This is a genomic window from Streptomyces venezuelae, assembly GCF_008642355.1.
Lineage (GTDB): Bacteria > Actinomycetota > Actinomycetes > Streptomycetales > Streptomycetaceae > Streptomyces > Streptomyces venezuelae_B.
Window position 1 is genome coordinate 5,372,724 of record NZ_CP029193.1, and the last position, 23,069, is coordinate 5,395,792.

At 72.0% G+C, this 23,069-nt stretch carries 23 protein-coding genes; 16 read left to right on the forward strand and 7 right to left on the reverse strand.

All coding sequences use genetic code 11. The annotated features are described in order from the left end of the window. Position 1 precedes the first annotated feature (1 nt). From DEJ47_RS25115 to DEJ47_RS25130, 4 genes are read left to right on the forward strand one after another with little or no spacing between them, the layout of a single operon-like run. A complete protein-coding gene (locus DEJ47_RS25115) occupies positions 2–925 on the forward strand; it encodes an ABC transporter permease (protein ID WP_150171873.1) in 924 nt (307 codons plus the stop codon). Beyond that, the gene (locus DEJ47_RS25120; RefSeq protein WP_150171875.1) at positions 918–1,892 is read left to right on the forward strand and encodes an ABC transporter permease; all 975 of its coding nucleotides are present in this window, start codon (positions 918–920) and stop codon (positions 1,890–1,892) included. Before DEJ47_RS25115 ends, DEJ47_RS25120 begins: the two co-directional genes overlap by 8 nt. Before the next feature lie 6 nt (positions 1,893–1,898). Further along, the gene (locus DEJ47_RS25125; RefSeq protein ID WP_150171877.1) at positions 1,899–2,945 is read left to right on the forward strand and encodes an ABC transporter ATP-binding protein; all 1,047 of its coding nucleotides are present in this window, start codon (positions 1,899–1,901) and stop codon (positions 2,943–2,945) included. Then, positions 2,932–3,993 (forward strand): ABC transporter ATP-binding protein, encoded by a 1,062-nt coding sequence (locus tag DEJ47_RS25130; protein WP_150171879.1) that lies wholly within the window; start codon positions 2,932–2,934, stop codon positions 3,991–3,993. Before DEJ47_RS25125 ends, DEJ47_RS25130 begins: the two co-directional genes overlap by 14 nt. A 19-nt stretch (positions 3,994–4,012) precedes the next feature. Here DEJ47_RS25130 and DEJ47_RS25135 read toward each other — a convergent pair whose 3' ends face one another. After that, a complete protein-coding gene (locus DEJ47_RS25135) occupies positions 4,013–6,190 on the reverse strand; it encodes a prolyl oligopeptidase family serine peptidase (RefSeq protein WP_150171881.1) in 2,178 nt (725 codons plus the stop codon). Positions 6,191–6,337: 147 nt separating this feature from the next. On the opposite strand from DEJ47_RS25135, the gene DEJ47_RS25140 reads away from it, so the two are divergent. From DEJ47_RS25140 to DEJ47_RS25180, 8 genes are all read left to right on the forward strand, one after another. Further along, on the forward strand, positions 6,338–6,532 hold the full coding sequence (locus tag DEJ47_RS25140) for a hypothetical protein (RefSeq protein ID WP_055569071.1): 195 nt from the start codon (positions 6,338–6,340) through the stop codon (positions 6,530–6,532). A 22-nt stretch (positions 6,533–6,554) separates the two neighbouring features. Then, entirely contained in the window at positions 6,555–7,478 is a 924-nt protein-coding gene (gene mshB / locus DEJ47_RS25145; RefSeq protein WP_150171883.1) for an N-acetyl-1-D-myo-inositol-2-amino-2-deoxy-alpha-D-glucopyranoside deacetylase, read from the forward strand. Positions 7,479–7,480: 2 nt separating this feature from the next. Next, a complete protein-coding gene (locus tag DEJ47_RS25150) occupies positions 7,481–7,957 on the forward strand; it encodes a DUF6113 family protein (RefSeq protein ID WP_223828740.1) in 477 nt (158 codons plus the stop codon). Between the two features lie 165 nt (positions 7,958–8,122). Next, positions 8,123–10,231 (forward strand): hypothetical protein, encoded by a 2,109-nt coding sequence (locus DEJ47_RS25160; protein ID WP_190415547.1) that lies wholly within the window; start codon positions 8,123–8,125, stop codon positions 10,229–10,231. 108 nt (positions 10,232–10,339) lie between these two features. Next, the gene (locus DEJ47_RS25165; protein WP_150171885.1) at positions 10,340–11,281 is read left to right on the forward strand and encodes an ABC transporter ATP-binding protein; all 942 of its coding nucleotides are present in this window, start codon (positions 10,340–10,342) and stop codon (positions 11,279–11,281) included. 59 nt (positions 11,282–11,340) lie between these two features. Continuing rightward, entirely contained in the window at positions 11,341–12,081 is a 741-nt protein-coding gene (locus DEJ47_RS25170) for an ABC transporter permease (protein ID WP_150175854.1), read from the forward strand. After that, on the forward strand, positions 12,078–13,274 hold the full coding sequence (locus tag DEJ47_RS25175; protein WP_223828498.1) for a sensor histidine kinase: 1,197 nt from the start codon (positions 12,078–12,080) through the stop codon (positions 13,272–13,274). Before DEJ47_RS25170 ends, DEJ47_RS25175 begins: the two co-directional genes overlap by 4 nt. Next, positions 13,271–13,876 (forward strand): response regulator transcription factor, encoded by a 606-nt coding sequence (locus DEJ47_RS25180; protein ID WP_202456795.1) that lies wholly within the window; start codon positions 13,271–13,273, stop codon positions 13,874–13,876. The genes DEJ47_RS25175 and DEJ47_RS25180 overlap by 4 nt, the downstream gene beginning before the upstream one ends. Before the next feature lie 16 nt (positions 13,877–13,892). On the opposite strand, the gene DEJ47_RS25185 is transcribed toward DEJ47_RS25180, so the two are convergent. The 3 genes from DEJ47_RS25185 to DEJ47_RS25195 all read right to left on the reverse strand — a co-directional run bounded on the left by DEJ47_RS25185 (position 13,893) and on the right by DEJ47_RS25195 (position 16,716). Continuing rightward, positions 13,893–14,747, reverse strand: coding sequence for a SirB1 family protein (locus DEJ47_RS25185; protein ID WP_150171891.1), 855 nt, complete (start codon positions 14,745–14,747; stop codon positions 13,893–13,895). 69 nt (positions 14,748–14,816) lie between these two features. Beyond that, positions 14,817–15,647: a transglutaminase-like domain-containing protein gene (locus tag DEJ47_RS25190; RefSeq protein ID WP_150171893.1), complete on the reverse strand. Its 831-nt coding sequence runs from the start codon at positions 15,645–15,647 to the stop codon at positions 14,817–14,819. Positions 15,648–15,714: 67 nt separating this feature from the next. Then, positions 15,715–16,716, reverse strand: coding sequence for a GNAT family N-acetyltransferase (locus DEJ47_RS25195; protein WP_150171895.1), 1,002 nt, complete (start codon positions 16,714–16,716; stop codon positions 15,715–15,717). Between the two features lie 143 nt (positions 16,717–16,859). Here DEJ47_RS25195 and fdxA point away from each other — a divergent pair, with 143 nt between their 5' ends. Further along, entirely contained in the window at positions 16,860–17,180 is a 321-nt protein-coding gene (gene fdxA, locus DEJ47_RS25200; RefSeq protein WP_018089397.1) for a ferredoxin, read from the forward strand. 97 nt (positions 17,181–17,277) lie between these two features. Then, on the forward strand, positions 17,278–18,372 hold the full coding sequence (locus tag DEJ47_RS25205; RefSeq protein ID WP_150171897.1) for a bifunctional succinyldiaminopimelate transaminase/glutamate-prephenate aminotransferase: 1,095 nt from the start codon (positions 17,278–17,280) through the stop codon (positions 18,370–18,372). A gap of 71 nt (positions 18,373–18,443) precedes the next feature. Here the strand turns inward: DEJ47_RS25205 and DEJ47_RS25210 are convergent, their stop codons facing one another. Together DEJ47_RS25210 and DEJ47_RS25215 are read right to left on the reverse strand one after the other, a co-directional pair. Further along, positions 18,444–18,887 carry an ATP-binding protein gene (locus DEJ47_RS25210; protein WP_150171899.1) on the reverse strand — a complete coding sequence of 148 codons (444 nt, stop codon included), beginning with the start codon at positions 18,885–18,887 and terminating at the stop codon, positions 18,444–18,446. 325 nt (positions 18,888–19,212) lie between these two features. Further along, positions 19,213–20,124 carry a heavy metal transporter gene (locus DEJ47_RS25215; RefSeq protein WP_223828499.1) on the reverse strand — a complete coding sequence of 304 codons (912 nt, stop codon included), beginning with the start codon at positions 20,122–20,124 and terminating at the stop codon, positions 19,213–19,215. Positions 20,125–20,185: 61 nt separating this feature from the next. Here DEJ47_RS25215 and dapE point away from each other — a divergent pair, with 61 nt between their 5' ends. Further along, positions 20,186–21,265 (forward strand): succinyl-diaminopimelate desuccinylase, encoded by a 1,080-nt coding sequence (gene dapE, locus DEJ47_RS25220; RefSeq protein ID WP_150171901.1) that lies wholly within the window; start codon positions 20,186–20,188, stop codon positions 21,263–21,265. Positions 21,266–21,373: 108 nt separating this feature from the next. Next, on the forward strand, positions 21,374–22,159 hold the full coding sequence (locus tag DEJ47_RS25225) for a TIGR00730 family Rossman fold protein (protein ID WP_150171903.1): 786 nt from the start codon (positions 21,374–21,376) through the stop codon (positions 22,157–22,159). A gap of 17 nt (positions 22,160–22,176) precedes the next feature. On the opposite strand, the gene folP is transcribed toward DEJ47_RS25225, so the two are convergent. After that, entirely contained in the window at positions 22,177–23,037 is an 861-nt protein-coding gene (folP, locus tag DEJ47_RS25230; RefSeq protein ID WP_150171905.1) for a dihydropteroate synthase, read from the reverse strand. Positions 23,038–23,069: the final 32 nt, after the last annotated feature.

Sequence of the window (23,069 nt, forward strand, 5' to 3'; positions counted from 1 at the left end):
CATGGGACGTTATGTGATCCGGCGCCTGCTGCAGATGATCCCGGTCTTCATCGGCGCCACGCTGCTGATCTTCCTGATGGTGAACGTGATGGGCGACCCCGTCGCGGGCCTGTGCGGCGACCGCAAGTGCGACCCCGCCACGGCCACCCGGCTCAAGAAGGAGTTCGGCCTCGATAAGCCGGTGTGGCAGCAGTACCTGACGTACATGGGCAACGTCTTCACCGGTGACTTCGGCACCGCGTTCAACGGCCAGAAGGTCACCGAACTGATGTCGGCCGCCTTCCCCGTCACCATCCGCCTCACCATCGTGGCGATCGTCTTCGAGATCGTCATCGGCATCTCGCTGGGCGTCCTCACGGGCCTGCGGCGCGGGCGCCCCGTCGACACCGTGGTGCTGCTCCTCACCCTCGTCGTCATCTCCATCCCCACCTTCGTCACCGGACTCGTCCTGCAACTCCTGCTCGGCGTGGAGTGGGGCGTCATCAAACCCTCCGTGTCGAGCGAGGCGCCCTTCAACGAGCTGCTCATCCCGGGACTCGTGCTCGCCTCCGTCTCCCTGGCGTACGTCACCCGCCTGACCCGCACCTCCATCGCGGAGAACCGGCGCTCCGACTACGTCCGCACCGCCGTCGCCAAGGGCCTCCCGCGCCGCCGCGTCATCACCCGGCACCTGCTGCGCAACTCGCTGATCCCCGTGGTCACCTTCATCGGCACCGACGTGGGCGCGCTGATGGGCGGCGCGATCGTCACCGAGCGGATCTTCAACATCCACGGCGTCGGCTTCCAGCTCTACCAGGGGATCCTCCGCCAGAGCACCCAGACCGTCGTCGGCTTCGTGACCGTCCTCGTCCTGGTCTTCCTGGTGGCCAACCTCATCGTCGACCTCCTGTACGCCGTACTCGACCCGAGGATCCGCTATGCCTGAACCTCAGGAGCCGGAGCGCGCCATCGCGGCCACCGGCATGGGCGGGGCGATGGACCTCGCCACCAGCGAGGCGACCTCCCTGGAGAAGACACCGGGCGGGCCCGAGGGCGGACCCTCGGCCCCCGCGCGCAGCCTGTGGTCCGACGCCTGGCGGGACCTGCGGCGCAACCCCGTCTTCATCGTCTCGGGCCTCATCATCCTGTTCCTCGTCGTCATCTCCCTCTGGCCCTCCCTCATCGCCTCCCGCAACCCGCTCGACTGCGACCTCGGCAACGCGCAGAAGGGCTCGGCCCCGGGGCACCCCTTCGGCTTCAACGAGCAGGGCTGCGACGTCTACACGCGGGTCGTGTACGGCACCCGTGTCTCCGTCACCGTCGGCGTGTGCGCCACCCTCGGCGTCGCGCTCATCGGCAGCGTCCTCGGTGGGCTCGCCGGGTTCTTCGGCGGGGCATGGGACGCGGTCCTCTCCCGCATCACCGACATCTTCTTCGCGATCCCCGTCGTCCTCGGCGGCCTGGTGCTCCTGTCGGTGGTCACCAGCTCCACCGTCTGGCCGGTGATCGGCTTCATGGTGCTGCTCGGCTGGCCGCAGATCTCCCGCATCGCCCGCGGCTCCGTCATCACCGCCAAACAGAACGACTACGTGCAGGCGGCGCGCGCCCTCGGCGCCTCCAACCCGCGGATGCTGCTCCGCCACATCGCGCCGAACGCCGTCGCCCCCGTGATCGTCGTGGCGACCATCGCACTCGGCACGTACATCGCCCTGGAGGCCACGCTCTCCTACCTCGGCGTCGGACTGAAGCCGCCGACCGTCAGCTGGGGCATCGACATCTCGGCCGCCTCCCAGTACATCCGCAACGCCCCGCACATGCTGCTCTGGCCCGCCGGAGCCCTCGCGATCACCGTCCTCGCGTTCATCATGCTCGGCGACGCGGTGCGCGACGCCCTCGACCCGAAGCTGAGGTAGGCGCCCATGGCAACCGTGGCATCCGAGGCGGCCGCGTCCGGCACACCCGGGGCGTCCAGACTGCTCGAAGTACGGGACCTGCACGTCGAGTTCCGCACCAGGGACGGCGTCGCCCGAGCCGTCAACGGAGTGGACTACAGCGTCGACGCGGGCGAAACCCTCGCCGTCCTCGGCGAGTCCGGGTCCGGCAAGTCCGTCACCGCCCAGGCCGTCATGGGCATCCTCGACACCCCGCCCGGAAAGATCACCTCCGGGGAGATCCTCTTCCAGGGGCGCGACCTCCTGAAGCTCAAGGAGGACGAGCGGCGCAAGGTCCGCGGCGCGGGCATGGCGATGATCTTCCAGGACGCGCTGTCGTCCCTGAACCCCGTGCTCAGCGTCGGCGAACAGCTCGGCGAGATGTACGTCGTGCACAAGGGCATGTCCCGGAAGGACGCCAAGGCCAAGGCCGTCGAGCTGATGGACCGGGTCCGCATCCCGGCCGCGAGGGAACGCGTCGGGCAGTACCCGCACCAGTTCAGCGGCGGCATGCGCCAGCGCATCATGATCGCCATGGCGATGGCGCTGGAACCCTCGCTGATCATCGCCGACGAACCCACCACCGCCCTCGACGTCACCGTCCAGGCCCAGGTCATGGACCTCCTCGCCGAGCTCCAGCGCGAGATGAACATGGGCCTGATCCTCATCACCCACGACCTCGGCGTCGTCGCGGACGTCGCCGACACCATCGCCGTCATGTACGCGGGCCGCATCGTCGAACGCGCCCCCGTCCACGAGATCTACCGGGCGCCCGCCCACCCGTACACCCGCGGCCTCCTCGAATCCATCCCGCGCCTGGACCAGAAGGGCCAGGAGCTCTACGCGATCAAGGGGCTGCCCCCGAACCTCATGAACATCCCGCCCGGCTGCGCCTTCCACCCCCGCTGCCCCATGGCCCAGGACGTCTGCCGCACCGACGAACCGCCGCTCGCCCGGGTGACGTACGAGGGACTGACCGCCGAGCGCAGGAGCGCCTGCCACTTCTGGAAGGAGACGCTCGATGCGTCACGTTGAGCTCGCCGACGTCGGCACGCCCGCCGGCCGCGAGCCGATCCTCCAGGTCCGCGGCCTCGTCAAGCACTACCCGCTCACCCAGGGCATCGTCTTCCGCAAGCAGGTCGGGGCGGTCAAGGCCGTGGACGGCGTCGACTTCGACCTGGGGCACGGCGAGACCCTCGGCATCGTCGGGGAGTCCGGCTGCGGCAAGTCGACGGTCGCGAAGATGCTGGTCAACCTGGAGCGGCCGACCGCGGGCGAGATCCGCTACAAGGGCGAGGACATCACCCGGCTCTCCGGCCGCGCCCTCAAGGCGGTGCGCCGCAACATCCAGATGGTGTTCCAGGACCCGTACACCTCGCTGAACCCCCGCATGACGGTCGGCGACATCATCGGAGAGCCGTACGAGATCCACCCCGAGGTCGCCCCGAAGGGCTCGCGCCGCCAGAAGGTGCAGGAGCTGCTCGACGTGGTCGGGCTCAACCCCGAGTACATCAACCGCTATCCGCACCAGTTCTCCGGCGGTCAGCGCCAGCGCATCGGCATCGCGCGCGGTCTGGCGCTGCGGCCCGAGATCATCGTCGCCGACGAACCGGTCTCCGCCCTCGACGTCTCCGTCCAGGCGCAGGTCATCAACCTCCTGGAGAAGCTCCAGAGCGAGTTCGACCTCAGTTACGTCTTCATCGCCCACGACCTGTCGATCGTGCGGCACATCTCCGACCGGGTCGGCGTGATGTACCTCGGGCGGATCGTCGAGATCGGCTCGGACGCCGAGATCTACGACCACCCCACGCACCCCTACACCCAGGCGCTGCTCTCCGCCGTGCCCGTCCCCGACCCCGAGGCGCGCGAGCACCGCGAGCGGATCATCCTCTCCGGGGACGTGCCCTCGCCCGCCGACCCGCCCTCGGGCTGCCGCTTCCGCACCCGCTGCTGGAAGGCGCGGGAGCGGTGCGCCCTTGAGGTGCCGCTGCTCGCCGTGCCGGCGGAGTTCCGGCTCGACGACAGCCCCGCCGCGCACGACTCGGCCTGCCACTTCGCCGAGGAGAAGCAGGTCGTGCCGTAGCCGGCGGGGCCGCTCCCGCCTACTCCCCGGTCAGGCCCAGGGAGCGCTTGAGGAAGTCCACCTGGAGCAGCAGCAGGTTCTCCGCGACCTGCTCCTGCGGGGTCATGTGGGTGACCCCGGAGAGCGGCAGAACCTCGTGCGGGCGGCCCGCGGCGAGCAGCGCGGAGGACAGCCGCAGGGAGTGCGCCACCACCACGTTGTCGTCGGCGAGGCCGTGCACGATGAGCATCGGACGGTGCGGTTCGGCCGCCTCCACGAGACCGTCGTCCCAGATGAGGGAGTTGTGCCGGTACGTCTCCGGGGTCCGGTTCGGATCGCCGAGGTACCGCTCCTCGTAGTGCGTGTCGTAGAGCCGCAGGTCCGTGACCGGGGCGCCGACCACCGCCGCGTGGAACACGTCGGGGCGGCGCAGGGCGGCCATGCCGGCGAGGTAGCCGCCGTAGGACCAGCCGCGGATCGCCACCCGGCCCAGGTCGAAGGGGAACCGCTCGGCGAGCGCGTGGAGGGCGTCGACCTGGTCCTCAAGGGTGAGGGTCTTGTCGTTCTTGATCGACTTCTCCCAGCCGGGGGAGCGGCCCGGGGTGCCGCGGCCGTCCGCGACGAGCACCGCGAACCCCTGGTCGGCGAACCACTGCGAGGTCAGGAAGATGTTGTGCGCACGCTGCACGCGCTGGCCGTGCGGGCCGCCGTACGGATCGAGCAGTACCGGAAGAGGGCCGTCCGTCTCCTTGTAATCCGTGGGGAGCAGGACGGCGCACGGGATGTTCCGCGTGCCCCCTTCGGTGAGGGTCACGCGCGGAGTGAGCCCCGGGCGCTGGGCGTGTGAGGCGATCGTCGCCACCTGCTTGCCCTCGCGCAACACCTGCACCTGCGCGCCGGGGCGGTCGAGCGTGGCGGACACCAGGACGGTGAGGCCGCCCGCACGGACGGCCGAGTGCACGCCCGGCTCCCGCGAGACGCGCTCCACGCCCAGTTCGTTGACGCGGTAGACGTGGATCTCACCGGTCTCCGGATCGGCCGCGGCGGCGCCCGCGGACGCCGAGAGGAGGATGTCCTCCTCGGTGACGTCGAGCACCGCACGTACGTGCAACTGCGGCCCCGTCAGCGGCCGTTCCCCCCACGCCAGGACGCGCGCGCCGCCCTCGTCCGCGATCCGCACGAGCTTCCCGCTGGGCGACCAGCACGGCACACCAGGGAAAAGTTCAAGCCATTCTGGATCTTCTTCCGCGTGCACCATCCGCGTGGCCCCGCTGTCCGGGTCCACCGCCAGATACAGCTGGCTGCCCTGGTCGCGGGACTGCACGAGCAGCAGCGGCGCACCATCCGCCGACCAGTGCACACGTGCCAGGTACGGGAAGCGGGCGCGGTCCCAGACCACCTCGGTCCGCGACCCGTCGAGGCCCAGGACCCACAGCCCGACCTCCGCGTTGGGCGTGCCCGCGGCCGGGTACGCGACCTGCTCCGGCGCCCGGTCCGGGTGCGCCGGATCCGCGATCCACCACCGCCGCACGGGCGCGTCGTCCACCCGCGCGACGAGCAGCCGCGTCGAGTCCGGCGACCACCAGAAGCCCCGTGAACGGCCCATCTCCTCCGCCGCGATGAACTCCGCCAACCCGTACGTGACCGTCGCCTCCTGGCCCGCCTCGGGCGCCGCGAGGGCCCTGTCGCCCTCGCCGTCGGCGCCCGTCACGCGCAGGGCGCCCCGCGCCACGTAGGCGACATGACGCCCGTCCGGCGAGGGGCGCGGGTCGATCACCGGCCCCGGAACGGGCAGTTCACGGGCCGTGCCCGCGCGCAGCTCCGCGGTGAACAGGCGCCCCGACAGGGCGAACGCGGCCAGTTCCACGGCGGCGTCCGTCGCGTAGCCGACGATGCCCGCACCGCCCTCACGGCTCCGCTCGCGCCGTGCGCGCTCCGCCGCGGACAACTTCTCGGCGGCGCCGCCGAGCAGCACGTGCGGGTCGGCGGCGACCCGCTCGGCACCGCCGTCCGACACGTCCAGGACCCAGAGCCGGTTCGCCCGGTCGGTGCCGTCGGAGGAGCGCAGGAAAACAACGCGTGAACCATCCGGCGCCACGGTGAACGCACGGGGCGCGCCGAGGGTGAAGCGCTGGGTGCGGGCGTGCTGACGCGGGAAGGAGAGCCGCTGTGCCTGGCTCTCGTCGGGCCTGGGAATTCCGGGGTTCTCGGTGGTCATCCCCTGAGCCTATGGCTCATGCGCCCCCCTGTGCTGCCGTGCTCCGACTCATGCGTCCGCACGGATAGTTATGATCCGTAGCGCTTGGTGGGTATGAACCTGCTGACGTCCGCACTGGGGTACGACAACGACTTGGAGGTGACCGCCGTGGCACTCTCGATTTCGGCGGTGGTGCTGCTGGCGATCATCGTCTTCCTGTTGGTCAAGAAGTCAGGTCTCAAAGCGGGGCACGCCGTCGTCTGTACGCTGCTCGGCTTCTACCTGGCGAGCTCGTCCGTCGCACCGACCATCAACGAGCTGACGACCAACGTGGCGGGCATGATCGGGGACATCAAGTTCTGACGCGGGCTCGTAGGGTGGTCCCATGACGGAACTGCCCGCCCGGCGCCTGCTGCTCGTGCACGCGCATCCCGACGACGAGTCGATCACCACCGGCGCGACCATGGCCAAGTACGCGGCCGAGGGTGCCCACGTCACCTTGGTGACCTGCACCCTGGGCGAGGAGGGCGAGGTCATCCCGGACGGGCTCGCCCATCTCGCGGCCGACCGGGACGACTCCCTCGGTGCCCACCGCGTCGGGGAGCTCGCGGCCGCCATGAAGGAAGTGGGCGTCACCGACCACCGCTTCCTGGGCGGCCCCGGGCGCTACCGCGACTCCGGGATGATGGGCGTCGAGCAGAACGACCGCCCCGGCGCCTTCTGGTCGGCGGACCTCGACGAGGCCGCCGCCCACCTCGTCGCCGTGATCCGCGAGGTGCGCCCCCAGGTCCTCGTGACGTACGACCCCGACGGGGGGTACGGCCACCCCGACCACATCCAGGCGCACCGCGTCGCCATGCGCGCGGCCGACCTCGCCGCCGACCCGGCCTTCCACGCCGACCTCGGCGCGCCCCACACGATCGACAAGATCTACTGGAACCGGGCCCCGCGGTCCGTGGTCGAGGAGCGCTTCCGGTGGATGTCGGGCGCGCTGCGGCACTCCCCGTTCGGCACGCCCGCCGCCGTCGCCGATGTGCCCGGCGTCACGGACGACGAGCGGATCACCGCCGAGATCGACGGCCGCCCCTACAAGGCCGCCAAGGCCGCGGCGATGGCGGCGCACGTCACCCAGATCACGGTCAGCGGCCCGCTCTTCATCCTCTCCAACGAACTCGCGCAGCCCATCTTCGATGTGGAGTACTACGAGCTGGTGCGGGGAGAAGCGTCGGCAGAGGGAACGGCCCGCGAGACGGATCTGTTCGCGGGAGTGGAAAGGGTGACGGACATGGCTGAGGTGACCGCGCAGTGAGTATGCGTTCGCGAGCGTCGTCGAGGGCCGGTTCCGGGGCCTCGAAGCCCCCTGCCCCTCCCGCCGCGGGGTCCGGCGCCGCCGCCGGCGGCAGCTTCCTCGCGCAACCCCTGAGAGCCGGCCGCCTGGGCGCCTACGCCCTCCTGTTCGTCCTCGGCGCCGTCGTCGGCGTCGCCGGGGCGCTCGTCCAAGGCGGCTTCTTCCCCGCCGGGTTGCTGCTCGCGCTCCTCGGCGCCGCCGGACTCTTCTACGGCGGGTCGCGGGCGATCGGCACCAGGGCGGGGGCCGTTGCGCCCGCGGCCGGCTGGCTGGTGGCGGTGATGCTGCTCACCGCCACCAGGCCCGAGGGCGACTTCCTCTTCGCCGCGGGGATCGGCTCGTACGGCTACCTGCTCGGCGGAATGGCCGTCGCTGTGATGTGCGCCACGCTCGGGCAGGGGCCGCAACCGACCGCGCCCGCCGCCCGACTTGGCAAGTGACGTACCACTTCGCCCCGTGTCGCGCACGGGTTTGACGCCGGTCACGGGATGAGTGCCGACGGCGGCCAGTATGGTGGTGCGGCCGCCGAGCCTCCCCCAACCTCCGGCCGGGGGGACCCCGGATGAGGTCGAGACGGGCGGCGGAGTCAACCAGGAGAACCTGCCTTGAGTCGTGAAACTGACAGTTCGTCCTCCGGGCCCCAGGGGCGCGGTGGAGCCGCCTACCCCTCGGGGACGCCGCCGTACGGCTCCCCGGCACAAGGTGCTGCCGCCGACGGCGACAGGGACGGAGCGCGGCGGCAGGCCGCCGAGGAGCGGCCCGGCGAGCCCGAGACCCAGACCACGCTGACCACCCGCATCCGGATCAACATCCCCGGCTCGCGGCCCATCCCGCCGGTCGTCATGCGCACGCCCGTCGGCGACGAGGGTCCGCGCGGGGAGTCCGTGCCGCTGGACGGCGGCCGGGGCGACGGCGGACGCGGGGATGCCGGACGTGGGGACGGCGGCAGTGGTGACGGCGGCCGTGGTGACGGTGGCTTCGGCGACGGCGCCGAGCCCGGTCCGCCCGGCGCTCCGGCCGCCTCCGCCTCCGGTTCCGGTGAGAGCGGTGCTCCCTCCTCCCCGGAGGAGAAGACGAGCGACTGGTTCGCGCCGCGCAAGCCGCCGCGGAGCGAGACGGGAAGCGGCAGCGGAAACGGTACGGGTACCTCCGGCACCGGTATCGGCACCGGCTCCTTCGACGTGTCCGGCGCCGTGGCGTCGGGCCCCCTCGGCACGGGCGCCCCGCAGGGCGACCCGAACCGCGGCGACCTGCCCTACTTCAACGAAGGCCCCGAGGGCTCCCGGCCCCCGTCAGGGCCGACCGGCGGCCCCGTCACGGGTGACAGCCCGCTGGCGCCCCCGAACCCGTCGCCGGGCCGTCCCCAGGGCCCGGGCGCGCCCGGTGGCCCCGGTGCGCCCGGTGGACCCGGCGCCCCAGCGAACTCCGGCCCCCGGCCGCCCCGTTCCGGCGCCATGAGCGACGACACCGCGATCCTCACGCCGCAGAAGGCAGGGCCGGTCTCGCCGCCCCGCGGGCCCGGCGGCCCGGGTGGCCCCGGCGGTCCGGGTGCGCCCGGCGGCCCCGGAGCCCCCACGCCGGGCTCCAACGTCTCCGGTGAGACCCTCACCAGCGGCATCCCCGTCGTACCGCCCGCGCAGGACACCTCGCCGTTCGCGCCGGGACCGCAGGGTGAAGGCCCCGTGCCGCACACCCCGCCGAAGCTGCCCGACCCCGTCCGCTCGGACGTGCCGCCCGCCGCGCCCGCTCCGAAGGCGAAAAAGAAGAAGGGCCGCAACAAGCTGGTCCTCCTCGTGGCCGCCGTCGTGGTCGCGGGCTGCGGCGCGTACGGCGCGGGTCTGCTGATGAACCACGCCGACGTCCCGAAGGGCACCACCGTGCTCGGCGTCGACATCGGCGGCGGCACCCGCGACGAGGCCGTCCAGAAGCTCGACGCGGCGCTCGACGAGCGTGTCACCAAGCCGCTGAAGCTGTCGGTCGGCGGTGACACCGTGACCCTCAAGCCGGACCAGGCGGGCCTGACCCTCGACAGCCAGGCCACCGTCCGCGAGGCCGCGGGCAGCGACTACAACCCCGTCTCCGTGATCGGTTCGCTCTTCGGCAACCAGCGCGTCGTCGAGCCGGTCATGCCCGTCGACGAGGAGAAGCTCGCGGCCGCCCTGGAGCGCGCCGCGGGCGGTTCCGGCACGGCGCAGGAGGGCACGGTCAAGTTCGTGCCCGGCAAGGCCGTTCCGGTCTACGGCAAGGTCGGCAAGGGCATCGACCCGCAGGCCTCGACCAAGGCGGTCGCCGAGGCGTACGAGAAGCAGGTCGAGACGGGCAGCGCGGGCGCGGTCCAGGTGCCGGTCACCACGCGCAAGCCGACGATCTCCAAGGCCGCGGTCGACAAGTTCATGACCACGTTCGCCAAGCCGGCGATGTCCGCCAACGTCACCATCAAGGCGGGCGCCAAGTCGATCCCCTTCGGCCCGGAGAGGTCGCTGCCGAAGATCCTGGAGACGAAGGCGCTCAAGGACGGCACCCTCCAGGTGCACTACAACCTCGAAGAGCTCAAGAAGCTGTACGGCAACGTGTTCGACGGCGTCCTGATCCAGCGCGGCAACGGCGACAAGACGCCGGTCCAGCCGACCGACGTGGCCCAGGCGATGGGCAAGGCGCTGACCGGCAAGACGCCCGCGGAGCGCATCGGGGTCATCGAGACGAACGCGAGCTGAGCCCACTCGCACAACCCGTGGCACGTGTGTCACCGACTCCGGCATGACATCTGTCATGCCGGAGTCGGCACATCCGACACTGCCGCCGTGACCTGAGCTTTTGTGACGATGGTCGGCATGACCACGACCACAGCACCCCCCACCGCCGACGTGGTGAGCTTCGAGCGGGTGACCAAGAGCTTCGGCGACGTCCGCGCCGTCGACGGCCTGACCCTCACCCTCCGCCCCGGCGAGACCGTGGCGCTCCTCGGGCCGAACGGCGCGGGCAAGTCCTCCACCCTCGACCTGCTGCTCGGCCTGAGCAGGCCGGACAGCGGGACGGTGCGGGTTCTCGGCGCCGAGCCGCGCGAGGCGATCACCGCGGGCCGCGTCGGCGCCATGCTGCAGAGCGGCGGCCTGATGGGCGAGGTGACCGTACACGAACTCGTCACGCTCGCCTGCGACCTGCACCCCAGGCCGTACCGCGTGAACGACGTGCTCGCCCACGCCGACATCACGAAGATCGCGGACCGCAAGGTCGACAAGCTCTCCGGCGGCCAGGAGCAACGCGTCCGCTTCGCGCTCGCCACGGCCGGCGCCCACGACCTGATCGTGCTCGACGAGCCGACCACCGGCATGGACGTCACCGCCCGCCAGGCGTTCTGGGCCACCATGCGGGAGCAGGCGGACCAGGGACGCGCGGTCCTCTTCGCCACGCACTACCTGGAAGAGGCCGACGCGATCGCCGACCGCGTCCTCGTCCTGCACCGAGGCCGCCTCCTCGCCGACGGCACCGCCGCCGAGATCAAGGCGAGGGCGGGCGCCCGCAAGGTCGCCTTCGACCTGGAGCGAATCGACGCGGCGCTCACGGAGCGGCTCCGCACGCTGCCCTGCCTGACCACGCTCGACATCACGGGTCACACGGTCCGCATCCAGTCGACGGACGCCGACGCCACCGTCCACGCGCTGTACGGCCTCGGCTTCTACCCCCGCAACCTCGAAGTCGCCGGACTCGGCCTGGAGCAGGCGTTCGTGGCGATCACCGAGGCCGAGGAGTCCAGGACCGCATGAAGCACGTGAAACACATTCAGCACATCCAGCACATGAATCACACGAACGGCATGAGCGGCATGAACAGCCTCATCAAGCTCGAGATCACCCGCGCCCTGCGCAACCGCAAGTTCCTCTTCTTCTCCGTCATCTACCCTTCGGTGCTCTTCGTGATCATCGCGGGCAGTCAGGGCGGTGCCGACAAGGTCCCGGAGACAGGCCTGTCCGTCCCCGCGTTCATGATGGTCTCGATGGCGTCCTTCGGCGCCCTGACCGCCGTACTCATGGGCAACAGCGAGCGCATCGCCAAGGAGCGCGAGAGCGGCTGGGTGCGGCAGCTGCGCCTGACGTCCCTGCCCGGCCGCGGCTACGTCCTCGCGAAGACCGCGAGCGCCGCCGTGGTCAGCCTGCCGTCCATCGTCGTGGTCTTCGCCGTCGCGGCGATCTTCAAGGACGTCCGCTTCGACGCCTGGCAGTGGGCGGCGCTGACCGGCGCGATCTGGGCGGGCAGCCTCTGCTTCGCCGCGCTCGGCGTGGCCATCGGCTACCTCGCGACCGGCGACGCAGTACGCCCCATCACGATGATCATCTACTTCGGGCTCTCCATCCTCGGCGGCCTGTGGATGCCCGTCACGACGTTCCCGCACTGGCTGCGGGAGACCGCGTCCTGGCTGCCCACCCACGCGTACGCTGCCCTCGGGCAGGCCATCGAACTGGGCGAGGCACCGCACGCGAAGGACGTCACGCTCCTGGTCGTCTACTTCCTCCTCTTCGCGGGCGGCGCGGCATGGCTGTACCGGAAGGACACACTGAAGGCGTGAACACGACAGACGCTGGGGGCAGCGGACTCCACCCCGTCCACACGTTCGGACGCCCGCCGCAGGGCCGCCGCCAGCTCCTGACGAAGTCCGCCTGGATCGGCGTCTGGCTGGTGTTCCTGAGCGCCCCGGTCAAGGACCTGGCCGACGGACACCACACGCCCCTCGCCACCGTCCTCGGCTCGCTCGGCCTGGCGCTCTTCGTGGCCTGCTACCTGACCCTGGTCTTCCGCTACACCACCAGGATCCTGCGGTGGCGGGCCGTCATCTCCTGCTTCGCGCTGCTCGTGGCCCTCGCCGTGGTCCTCGCGTTCAGCCTCGGCGACCACTGGCTCGGGCTCTTCGTGTACGTGTCGGTCTCCGCGGGCGCCGTCCTGCCGGTGCGGTACGCGGTCGGGGTCATCCCCGCGGTCACGCTCCTGATGGTCCTGGTCGGCCTGCGCGACGACGGCCTCGGCGACCTGCTCACCAACCTCGGCGTGATCACGCTCCTGGTGGGCTTCGCGATGTCCGGCGTACGCGAGCTGATCCGTACGACGGTGCAGCTCCGCCAGGCCCGAGCGACCGTCGCGCAACTCGCCGCCAACGAGGAGCGGCTGCGGCTCGCCAGGGACCTGCACGACCTGCTCGGCCACTCGCTCTCCCTGATCACGCTCAAGAGCGAGCTCGCCGGGCGGATGCTCCCCGACCACCCCGACAAGGCCGCCCAGCAGGTCGCCGACATCGAACAGGTCAGCCGCCAGGCCCTGGTGGACGTGCGCGAGGCGGTCTCCGGCTACCGGCGCCGCACCCTCGCCGGCGAACTCGTCGGCGCGCGCACGGCGCTCACCGCCGCCGGTGTCGACGCCGAGGTGCCGGAGGAGCCGCCCGCCGAGCTGCCGGGCGAGGAGGCGGAGGCGGCGCTCGCCTGGGCGCTGCGTGAGGCCGTCACGAACGTCGTGCGGCACAGCGGGGCCCGGCGCTGCACGGTGGCGTTCACGGCGCGTCAGACGCTCGCCGGACGGCTCCTGGAGCTGACTGTCGAGGACGACGGAGTGGGCGCCTCCGGTACGGCCGCGGGCAACGGCCTGACGGGGCTCTCCGAGCGCGTGGAGGCGGTGGGCGGGGCCCTGGAGACGGGTCCCGGGGACCGCCGCGGGTTCCGCCTCGCGGTCCGCGTACCCCTGGCGAGGGCCACCGTAGGATCCCCCTCATGATCAGAATCCTCCTCGCCGAGGACCAGGCCATGGTCCGCGAGGCCCTCGCGGCGCTGCTCGGCCTCGAACCGGACATCGAGGTCGTCGCCCAGGTGGCGCGCGGCGACGAGGTGCTCGCCGCGGCCCGTGAGCACGCCGTGGACGTGGCGCTGCTCGACATCGAGATGCCCGGCCGCACCGGCATCGAGGCGGCCGCCGAACTCACCGCGGCGCTCCCCGCGTTGAAGGTCGTCGTGCTGACCACCTTCGGCCGCCCCGGCTACCTGCGCAGCGCCATGGAGGCCGGCGCCGACGCCTTCCTGGTCAAGGACGCGCCCGCGGCGCAGCTCGCCGCCGCGGTGCGCAAGGTTCTCGCGGGGGAGCGGGTCATCGACCCCACGCTCGCCGCGGCCGCCCTCGCGGGTGGCGCCAACCCGCTCACGGACCGGGAACGCGAGGTGCTGCGCGCGGCCGCCGACGGCGCCACCAACGCCGAGCTGGCGACCGCCCTGCACCTCTCCCAGGGCACCGTCCGCAACTACCTCTCGACGGCGATCCAGAAACTCGCGGTCCGCAACCGCGCGGAGGCGGTCAAGGCCGCCAGGGACAAGGGCTGGCTCTGACGGCACCCAGGGCCCCTCAGTTCAGCATCGCCCGCGCCCCCTGCGCCTGTCGCCGCACCCGGTCGGCCGTCACCGGGTCCAGGGCGGCCACCTCGTCGGCGTAGGTGTCGAGCTCACGTGCGCCCGCCTCGTACTCCCCCTTCTGCACGAGGAGTTGGGCGCGTTCGTAGTGCAGACGCGGCGACGGCGAGGGCAGCAGCAGGCAGAGGTCGACCGCCCAGAGCGATACGTCGGAGCGCTCGGGGCGGGACGCCGCCCAGGCGCGGATGTTGTTGAGGATGCGCGCCACGATGTCCAGCGGCTCGGCGACGCCCAGCATCGACGGTGCGAGCGGCGTCCCGGTGGCCGCCGCGACGAGCAGCTCCACGTCCATGCCGGTCAGCAGCCGCCCGCCGCCGAACGGATCGACGAGCACACGCTCCTCCGGCGGCCCGAAGCCGACGACGAAGTGCCCCGGCAGCGCCACGCCGTGGACGGGGGCACCGGCACGCCGCGCCACCTCCATCCACACGACGGACAGCAGGATCGGCAGCCCTCTGCGGCGCCGCAGGACCTGGTGCAGGAGGGAGGATTCCAGACGCTGGTAGTCGCCGGGTCCGCCCTTGAAACCGAAGCCCTGGCCGAGGAGTTCGGCGAGGGCGACGGCCCAGGCCAGGGGGTCGGGGGGCCGGCCGGTGCGGTGGCCCGGCGCGACCTGTTCCGCGAGCCGGTCGAGCATGCGCCGCGCGGCGTCGATGTCCGCTTCGTCGAGGGAGGGGTCGGCCTCGGTGCCGATCAGCAGGCACAGCAGTGACAGGTCGGGCCGCGGCGACCCGGCCTCGGCGGCGAACAGCCGCCGCCACTCGGTGGTTCCGGGGGGTCGGGGGTGCATACGTCCCTCGTGCCCGGTCGCCTCGATCGATACGTGCCCCGGGCGGGGCCGCACGGCCCCGGCGGCCGGTCAGTTCAGCATCGCCCGCGCGGCCCGCGCCTGCTGGCGGACCCGCTCCGCCGTCGTCGGCTCCACCGTCGTCACCACATCCGCGTAGGCGTCGAGCTCCGCCGCGCCGCCGAGGAAGTCACCCCGCTGCACGAGGAGTTGCGCCCTTTCGTAGCGCAGTCGCGCCGGATGCGCGGGCAGCAGCAGCGACAGCTCCAGGGCCCACAGCGCCACGTCGGACCGCTCCGGCCTCGCGGCCGCCCAGGCGCGGATGTTGTTGAGGATGCGCTGCACGATGTTCAGCGGATCGGCGGGTGTCAGCATCGACGGCTGGATGCCCGTGCCCGCCGTCCCCGCCACCAGGAGCTCCGCGTCGGCCCCGGTGAGCAGCCGCCCGCCGTCGAACGGGTCGGCGAGTATCTGGTCGTCCTTGGGCCCGAAGCCGACGACGAAGTGCCCCGGCAGCGCCACCCCGTACACCGGGGCGCCCGCACGCCGCGCGACCTCCATCCACACCACGGAGAGCAGGATCGGCAGCCCCCTGCGACGCTTCAGGACCTGGTGCAGGAGGGAGGAGTCGAGGCGCTGGTAATCACCCGGCGTCCCCTCGAACCCGCACTGCTCGCCGAGGAGTTCGGCCATCGCGACGGCCCACGCGCGGGGCCCGCCGGGCCGGAACGGCAGCAGCCCCGCGAGACGGTCGAGTTCGATCTCCGCGGCGTCGATCCCCGCCTCGTCGAGGGAGGGGTCCGCCTCGGTGCCGATCAGCAGGCACAGCGGCGCGAGACCGGGCCGTTCCGACCGTGCCTCCTCGGTGAACCGCCGCCGCCATTCGCCGGACTCCGCGTGCATACGTGCCTCGTGTCTGCCCTCGCTCGGGCGCTGTTTCCGTGCCGTGCTCTGCCGTTGTGCCGCCCGCTCAGGCGGGGCCGTACCGGTAGTGGTGATAGGCGTGGTGTGCGGCGAAACCCATCCCGTCGTACAGCGCCCGCGCGCCGTCGTTGTCGTCCTCGACCTGCAGCCAGGCCGCCGAAGCGCCCTCGGCCAGGGCCTGCCGGGACAGCGCGGTCATCACCGCGGTGGCGAGCCCCTCGCGCCGGTGCTCCGGAGCCACCTCGACCGCCATGAAGCCCGCCCAGCGCCCGTCCACGACGCACCGCCCGATGGCGGCCGGAGCGTCACCGCTCCCGGGCACGGAAGCGAACCATACCGAGGGCCCGCCCGCCAGCACCTCGCGCACATGCGGACCGGGAACCCCGAACCGCTTGTACCGCCGCAGCCACGGCTCGTCGAAGGTCCGGGACAGCGTCACGCGGTCCGTGTCCGCGTCCAGGTCCGCGACCGGGGCGAGCCCGCCGATGTGCAGCTCCGCGCTGACCTCGCGCTTCCACCCGTGCTCCGCCAGGGCGGCGCACAGCAGCTCCTGCGTGCCCTCGGCGCCGGTCGCGGTCTGCACGTAGGGCGGCAGGCCGCGGGCCGCGTACCACTCGCGGACGTACGCGAGCGCCTCGTCCAGCGGCCGCCCGGGATCGCCCAGCGGCAGCACGGAGTTGGCGCGCCGGGTGAACCCCGCCGCCGCCCGCAGCTCCCAGTCGCCGACGCGCTCGCTCTCCACCGGCCGCCAGGCGCGGGCGGACACGCGCGCCAACTCCTCGTACGAGGCGGCGGGACCCCTTCTGCGCGCCGGCGCGGCCGGCACGACCTTGCCCGCGACCAGGGATCCTTCCGCGATGCGGACGGTTTCACCGTCGCGGCGTGTGATGAGCACCACACCGTCGTTCCACGATGCGAGAACACCCACCGTGTCGGTGAACTTCTCGCCCGAGATCAAAGCGTCGCTCAAGCGTCGCACCGAGACGCGTTTGCCCACGTCAGCAGGGGTGATGCGGACCTCGAGTCGTCCACCGGCAGCGAATTCCACAGCTCTGTCAGCCCCTCCTGTTCGGATCATGCCCGGGAACGGAGATACTAGGGGTGGGCATCGACGACGCCGCGCTCCCGCGCGCCAGGCGAGCGGAGCCTGAGGACGGCCCGCCAACGCCCGTATCGAGGAGGAACGACAGCGTGACCTACGTCATCGCGCAGCCTTGTGTCGACGTCAAGGACAAGGCGTGCATCGAGGAGTGCCCGGTCGACTGCATTTACGAGGGCTCCCGGTCCTTGTACATCCACCCGGACGAATGCGTCGACTGCGGAGCCTGCGAACCGGTCTGCCCGGTCGAGGCGATCTTCTACGAGGACGACACTCCTGAGGAGTGGAAGGACTACTACAAGGCGAACGTCGAGTTCTTCGACGAGCTCGGTTCGCCCGGTGGCGCGAGCAAGCTCGGCCTGATCGAGCGCGACCACCCCTTCATCGCCGCCCTGCCGCCGCAGAACCAGTAACAGCGGCAGCCCGAGCGTCGCCCCGGTCCCGTACGGCCTTCGAGCCGCACGGGACCGAGGCGTTTGCAACGACCAGCACCAGCACGGGAGTCACCACGTGTCCGCAGTCTCCGACCGGCTTCCCACCTTCCCCTGGGACAAGCTCGAGCCGTACAAGGCCACGGCGGCCGCCCACCCCGGCGGCATCGTCGACCTGTCGGTGGGCACCCCCGTGGACCCGGTCCCCGAGCTGATCCAGAAAGCGCTGATCGCCGCCGCGGACTCGCCGGGCTATCCGACGGTCTGGGGCACGCCGGAGCTGCGCGACGCGCTCACCGGCTGGTGCGAGCGGCGACTCGGCGCCCGCGGCTTCACGCACCGCAACGTCCTGCCGGTCGTCGGCTCCAAGGAGCTGGTGGCCTGGCTCCCGACCCAGCTGGGCCTCGGTCCGGGCGACGTGGTGGCCTACCCGCGGCTCGCCTACCCGACGTACGAGGTCGGCGCGCGCCTGGCCCGCGCGGAGTACGTCGCCTACGACGACCCGACGTCGCTCGACCCGGCGAACCTCAAGCTGCTCTGGCTCAACTCGCCGTCCAACCCGACCGGCCGTGTCCTGTCGAAGGACGAGCTCACCCGGACCGTCGCGTGGGCGCGCGAGCACGGCGTGCTGCTCGTCAGCGACGAGTGCTACCTGGAGCTCGGCTGGGAGGCCGACCCGGTGTCGGTGCTGCACCCGGACGTGTGCGGCGGTTCACACGACGGGATCGTCGCCGTCCACTCGCTGTCCAAGCGGTCCAACCTGGCGGGCTACCGGGCGGCGTTCATCGCCGGTGACGAGACCGTCCTCGGGGACCTGCTGCAGATCCGCAAGCACGGCGGCATGATGACCTCCGCGCCGACCCAGGCGGCCGTCGTGGCGGCGCTCGGCGACGACGAGCACGTGCGCGTACAGCGTGAGCGGTACGTCGCCCGGCGCACCGCGCTGCGCGACGCCCTGGTGAAGCACGGCTTCCGCATCGAGCACAGCGAAGCCAGCCTGTACCTGTGGGCCACCCGCGACGAGTCCTGCTGGGACACCGTGGGCCACCTCGCGGACCTCGGCATCCTGGTGGCGCCCGGCGACTTCTACGGCCCGGCGGGCGACCGCTTCGTGCGCGTCGCCCTGACGGCGACGGACGAGCGCGTCGCCGCGGCGGTCGAACGCCTGGGCTGAACCCCGGCCGTGCGCACGGCGAAGGGCCCGGAGCCAGTGGCTCCGGGCCCTCCTGTGTGCGTGCCGGGTGATCAGCCGAGGGGGAGGCTCTTGACCGGCAGCTGGTCGGTGGGGAGACCGCCCTTGGTGAGCGAGTCGGTGGGCAGACCGCCCTCGGTGGCCGAGTCGGCGGTCTCGCCGAGCGCCTGGCCCGTGCCGCCCGCGACGTCACCGGCGGCCTGCTGGGCGGCGGGGGTGGCCGTCTTGCCGACGCGACCCACGGCCTTGCCCGCGGCCGGGACGGACTTCTTCACGGCCTTGCTGCCGGTGTCACCGGCGAGGTTGCTGACGTTCTGAGCCGCATCGTCGACGGTGTTGCCCAGCCCGTCGCCGTCCAGCGCGGACACGCCGCCCAGGTCGGGGGAGGCCGGAAGGTCAACGGCGCTCGCGGAGCCGGCCGCACCGACCACGGAAGCTGCACCCGCGGCGCTGAGCAGCGCGGCACGGGCGATCCGGCGGGTCAGGGGGAGGGACATGATGCTCCTTCAGACGGGAGAGAACGTTGGGGTGTCCGGCCGGTTCGGGTCCGGCGTCCCACCGGACGGCTTCCGGCGTTCGGACGCAGTGACTACCGCTCGAAGCCCGCGAAGGTTTCGCTGCGCCAACGTAAAGAGTTGGCAATGCGTCGCATTATCGGCTGCGGATAAAAACGGGCAAAGAGCGCACGGGCCGTTTCGCTGCAGAATCCTTCATGCCTAGCGATCTCAAGGGTTTTGGGGTTTCGACGCGGCACGCGCGGGAAACTCGGACAGGGTGTCGGTCCGTAGCACTCGGCATGCCCCCATCGAGGGACCCGTCGCACTACTGCCCGGTCACGATCCGGACCTCGCCCGCCGCCTCAGCCCCCGCGGTCCCGCCCTCGTCCGCCGCACGGCCCACCGCGCGCCACGTCCCGGCGCCTCCGGCGTGCCACTCCCGCCCGCCGTACGACACCCGCTCGATGTGCAGCGCCGACGCGTGCGCCACGGCCCAGTGCGCCAGCTCCCAGCCGCGCTGCGGCGCCCGGTCGGTCGCCACGGCGGCGGGCACCGGCACCGTCACCGTGCGCCCCCGGGCCGCGCCGGGGCGCACCTCGCGGCCGAAGTCGCGGACCAGGGCTGCCCGCACCTGCGCCGGGCCGCCGGGGTCCGTGTCCGGGCGCCCCTCGCAGCTGAACGCGGCCGGCGCGCGGCCCGTGAGCGCGGCGGCGAGCAGCGCGGCGTCCGGCTCGTGCTTGGCGTACGCCTGCGGAAAGCCGCTGCGCTGCACCCGCTGCGCGGCCACCGTGAGGGGCAGCCGCGAATAGCCCGGGACCTCGGCCAGATGCTCGTAGAAGCGGCCCGCCGAGTACGCCGGGTCCATGATCTGCCGCTCGTCGCCCCAGCCCTGCGAGGGACGCTGCTGGAAGAGGCCGAGCGAATCCCGGTCCCCGTGCGCGATGTTGCGCAGCCCGGACTCCTGCAGCGCGGTGGCGAGCGCGATGGTCACCGCCCGCTCCGGCATCCCGCGCGACGTGCCGGCCGCGGCGACCGTCGCCGCGTTCCGCGCCTGCTCGGCCGTGAACGTGTACGAAGCGCCGTCACCCTTCCCCGAGACCACCGTGCACCGCGGCTCGGGCTTGCCCCCGTACACGTACTGCAGCGCCACATAGCCGACGACGGCGAGCAGCACGGCGGCCGCAACCCCGATACGGAGGGGACGGCCGCGCCGGACGAGGGTGGGGGGCTCAGGCACGCGTCCAAGGTACTGGAGTCCACCGACAGCCCCGCGCGCCCGCTGGCTTAGGGTCGTCGGCATGCCTCACACACCGCTTGACCTCACGCTCGACGCCGCGGAGCTCACCGCGCGACTGGTCGATTTCCCGTCCCCGAGCGGCGAGGAGAAGGCGCTCGCCGACGCCATCGAGACGGCCCTGCGCGCCCTGCCGCACCTCACGGTCGACCGGCACGGCAACAACGTGGTGGCCCGCACGAACCTCGGCCGCGCGGAACGCGTCATCCTCGCCGGGCACATCGACACCGTGCCGATCGCGGACAACGTACCCTCGCGCCTCGACGAGGACGGCGTCCTGTGGGGCTGCGGCACCTGCGACATGAAGTCGGGCGTCGCCGTCCAGCTGCGCATCGCGCAGACAGTGACCGAGCCCAACCGCGACCTCACCTTCGTCTTCTACGACAACGAAGAGGTCGCCGCCCACCTCAACGGCCTCGGACACGTCGCCGAGGCCCACCCCGACTGGCTGGCCGGTGACTTCGCCGTCCTCCTCGAACCCACCGACGGACAGGTCGAGGGCGGCTGCCAGGGCACCCTGCGGGTCCTCCTCAAGACCAGGGGCGTACGGGCACACTCCGCGCGCGCGTGGATGGGCTCCAACGCGATCCACGCGGCCACCCCGATCCTCCAGAGGCTCGCCGCGTACGAGCCGCGCAAGCCGGTCGTGGAGGGCCTCGAGTTCCACGAGGGCCTCAACGCCGTTCGCATCGAGGGCGGCGTCGCCACGAACGTCATCCCCGACGAATGCACCGTCACCGTCAACTTCCGCTACGCCCCCGACCGCAGCGAGGAAGAGGCCCTCGCCTTTGTCCGCGACTACTTCGCGGACTGCGGCGTCGACGAGTTCATCGTCGACGACCACACGGGCGCGGCCCGCCCCGGCCTGACCCACCCGGCCGCCGCCGCGTTCATGGCGGCCGTCGGCGGCGAGGCACGCCCCAAGTTCGGTTGGACGGACGTCTCCCGCTTCAGCGCGCTCGGCGTGCCCGCGGTGAACTACAGCCCCGGCAACCCGCTGCTCGCGCACAAGATCGACGAACGCGTCGAGGCGTCGCTGATCCCGCTCGCGGAGGAGAAGCTGCGGTCCTGGCTGACGTCGTAGCGGGCGAGGCACCCGGTGCCGGACATCCCGAGGTCCCTCGGACGTAACCCGCGTAGATCTACGCTGTGAGTCACGTACGCAGTCACGTACGCATGGAGGGAGCAGACGATGGGCCATCCCGACAGCAGCGCCGAGCGCGCTGCCCGCGACACCGGTGCCAGGAAGCGTCCTGAGGAGCAGCGGCTCGGTCCGGTGCTGCGCCGGCGGGACAAGGTGCAGGCCGGCACGACCGATCAGCGTCTCCTCGACTCCGACGGAGGACCCTCCGAATGGGTCCACACGGATCCCTGGAGAGTCCTGCGCATCCAGTCCGAGTTCATCGAGGGCTTCGGCACCCTCGCCGAACTTCCGCCCGCGATCAGCGTGTTCGGCTCGGCGCGCACGGGGGAGGGGACGCCCGAGTACGCGGCGGGCGTCGAGATCGGCAAGGCGCTCGTGGAGGCGGGCTTCGCGGTGATCACGGGCGGCGGGCCCGGCGCGATGCAGGCCGCCAACCAGGGGGCCGTCGAGGCGAAGGGCACGTCGGTCGGTCTCGGCATCGAGCTGCCCTTCGAGCAGGGCCTCAACCCGTACGTCGACATCGGCGTGAACTTCCGCTACTTCTTCGTCCGCAAGACGATGTTCGTGAAGTACGCGCAGGGCTTCGTGGTCCTGCCCGGCGGCCTCGGCACGCTGGACGAGCTCTTCGAAGCGCTCACGCTCGTCCAGACCCGCAAGGTCACACGGTTCCCGATCGTCCTCTTCGGCTCGCAGTACTGGGGCGGCCTGGTCGACTGGCTGAAGAACACGGTCATCGCCCAGGGCAAGGCCTCCGAGGCCGACCTGCTCCTCTTCCACGTCACGGACGACGTGGAGGAGGCCATCACCCTGGTGACGAAGGAAGTCGGGAAGTAGCCCTCACCGGAGCAGTGTCACGCGAGCCCCCGGCGAGCGACCGCCGGGGGCCTGTGCCCCGCGATGGTCGCGACCATGTCCAGCACCTGCTTCGTCTCCGCCACCTCGTGGACGCGGTACACCTGCGCGCCCAGCCAGGCCGAGACCGCCGTCGTCGCGAGGGTGCCGAGGACGCGCTCCTTGACCGGCTTGTCGAGGGTCTCGCCGACGAAGTCCTTGTTGGAGAGGGAGACCAGGACCGGCCAGCCCGTGTCCGTCATCTCGCCGAGACGCCGGGTCGCCTCCAGGCTGTGGCGGGTGTTCTTGCCGAAGTCGTGCCCCGGGTCGATCATCACGGACTCGCGGGGCACACCCAGCGCCACCGCGCGCTCGGCCAGGTCGACCGTCACCCGCAGGATGTCCGCCATCACGTCGTCGTACGTGACGCGGTGCGGCCTCGTCCGCGGCTCGGCGCCGCCCGCGTGCGTGCAGACCAGGCCCGCCCCGTACCGCGCGGCGACCTCCGCGAGCTTCGGGTCGACGCCGCCCCACGCGTCGTTGAGCACGTCCGCGCCCGCCTCGCAGACCGCCTCGCCCACGTCGTGCCGCCAGGTGTCGACGCTGATCACCACATCGGGGAACCGCCTGCGCACCTCGGCGACGAAGCCGACCGTGCGGCGCGCCTCCTCCTCGGCGCTCACCTCGTCGCCGGGCCCCGCCTTGACCCCGCCGATGTCGATGATCGCGGCACCTTCGGCCACGGCCTGCTCCACGCGCGCGAGCGCCGGTTCGTCGCGGAACGTGGCCCCCTGGTCGTAGAAGGAGTCCGGGGTCCGGTTCACGATCGCCATGATCACCGGCTCGTGCGCGTCGAACTCGCGCCTGCCAAGCCTGAGCATCCCCTGTGGCCCTCCTGGGTCCTAGTCGCGGT

Coding starts and splice junctions, on each gene's coding strand:
- folP (WP_150171905.1), bottom strand. CDS start 23,037: ATGCTCAGGCTTGGCAGGCGCGAGTTCGACGCGCACGAGCCGGTGATC.
- DEJ47_RS25130 (WP_150171879.1), top strand. CDS start 2,932: ATGCGTCACGTTGAGCTCGCCGACGTCGGCACGCCCGCCGGCCGCGAG.
- dapE (WP_150171901.1), top strand. CDS start 20,186: ATGCCTCACACACCGCTTGACCTCACGCTCGACGCCGCGGAGCTCACC.
- DEJ47_RS25185 (WP_150171891.1), bottom strand. CDS start 14,747: ATGCACCCCCGACCCCCCGGAACCACCGAGTGGCGGCGGCTGTTCGCC.
- DEJ47_RS25165 (WP_150171885.1), top strand. CDS start 10,340: ATGGTCGGCATGACCACGACCACAGCACCCCCCACCGCCGACGTGGTG.
- DEJ47_RS25125 (WP_150171877.1), top strand. CDS start 1,899: ATGGCAACCGTGGCATCCGAGGCGGCCGCGTCCGGCACACCCGGGGCG.
- DEJ47_RS25120 (WP_150171875.1), top strand. CDS start 918: ATGCCTGAACCTCAGGAGCCGGAGCGCGCCATCGCGGCCACCGGCATG.
- DEJ47_RS25150 (WP_223828740.1), top strand. CDS start 7,481: ATGCGTTCGCGAGCGTCGTCGAGGGCCGGTTCCGGGGCCTCGAAGCCC.
- mshB (WP_150171883.1), top strand. CDS start 6,555: ATGACGGAACTGCCCGCCCGGCGCCTGCTGCTCGTGCACGCGCATCCC.
- DEJ47_RS25190 (WP_150171893.1), bottom strand. CDS start 15,647: ATGCACGCGGAGTCCGGCGAATGGCGGCGGCGGTTCACCGAGGAGGCA.
- DEJ47_RS25180 (WP_202456795.1), top strand. CDS start 13,271: ATGATCAGAATCCTCCTCGCCGAGGACCAGGCCATGGTCCGCGAGGCC.
- DEJ47_RS25210 (WP_150171899.1), bottom strand. CDS start 18,887: ATGTCCCTCCCCCTGACCCGCCGGATCGCCCGTGCCGCGCTGCTCAGC.
- DEJ47_RS25135 (WP_150171881.1), bottom strand. CDS start 6,190: ATGACCACCGAGAACCCCGGAATTCCCAGGCCCGACGAGAGCCAGGCA.
- DEJ47_RS25115 (WP_150171873.1), top strand. CDS start 2: ATGGGACGTTATGTGATCCGGCGCCTGCTGCAGATGATCCCGGTCTTC.
- DEJ47_RS25170 (WP_150175854.1), top strand. CDS start 11,341: ATGAACAGCCTCATCAAGCTCGAGATCACCCGCGCCCTGCGCAACCGC.
- DEJ47_RS25225 (WP_150171903.1), top strand. CDS start 21,374: ATGGGCCATCCCGACAGCAGCGCCGAGCGCGCTGCCCGCGACACCGGT.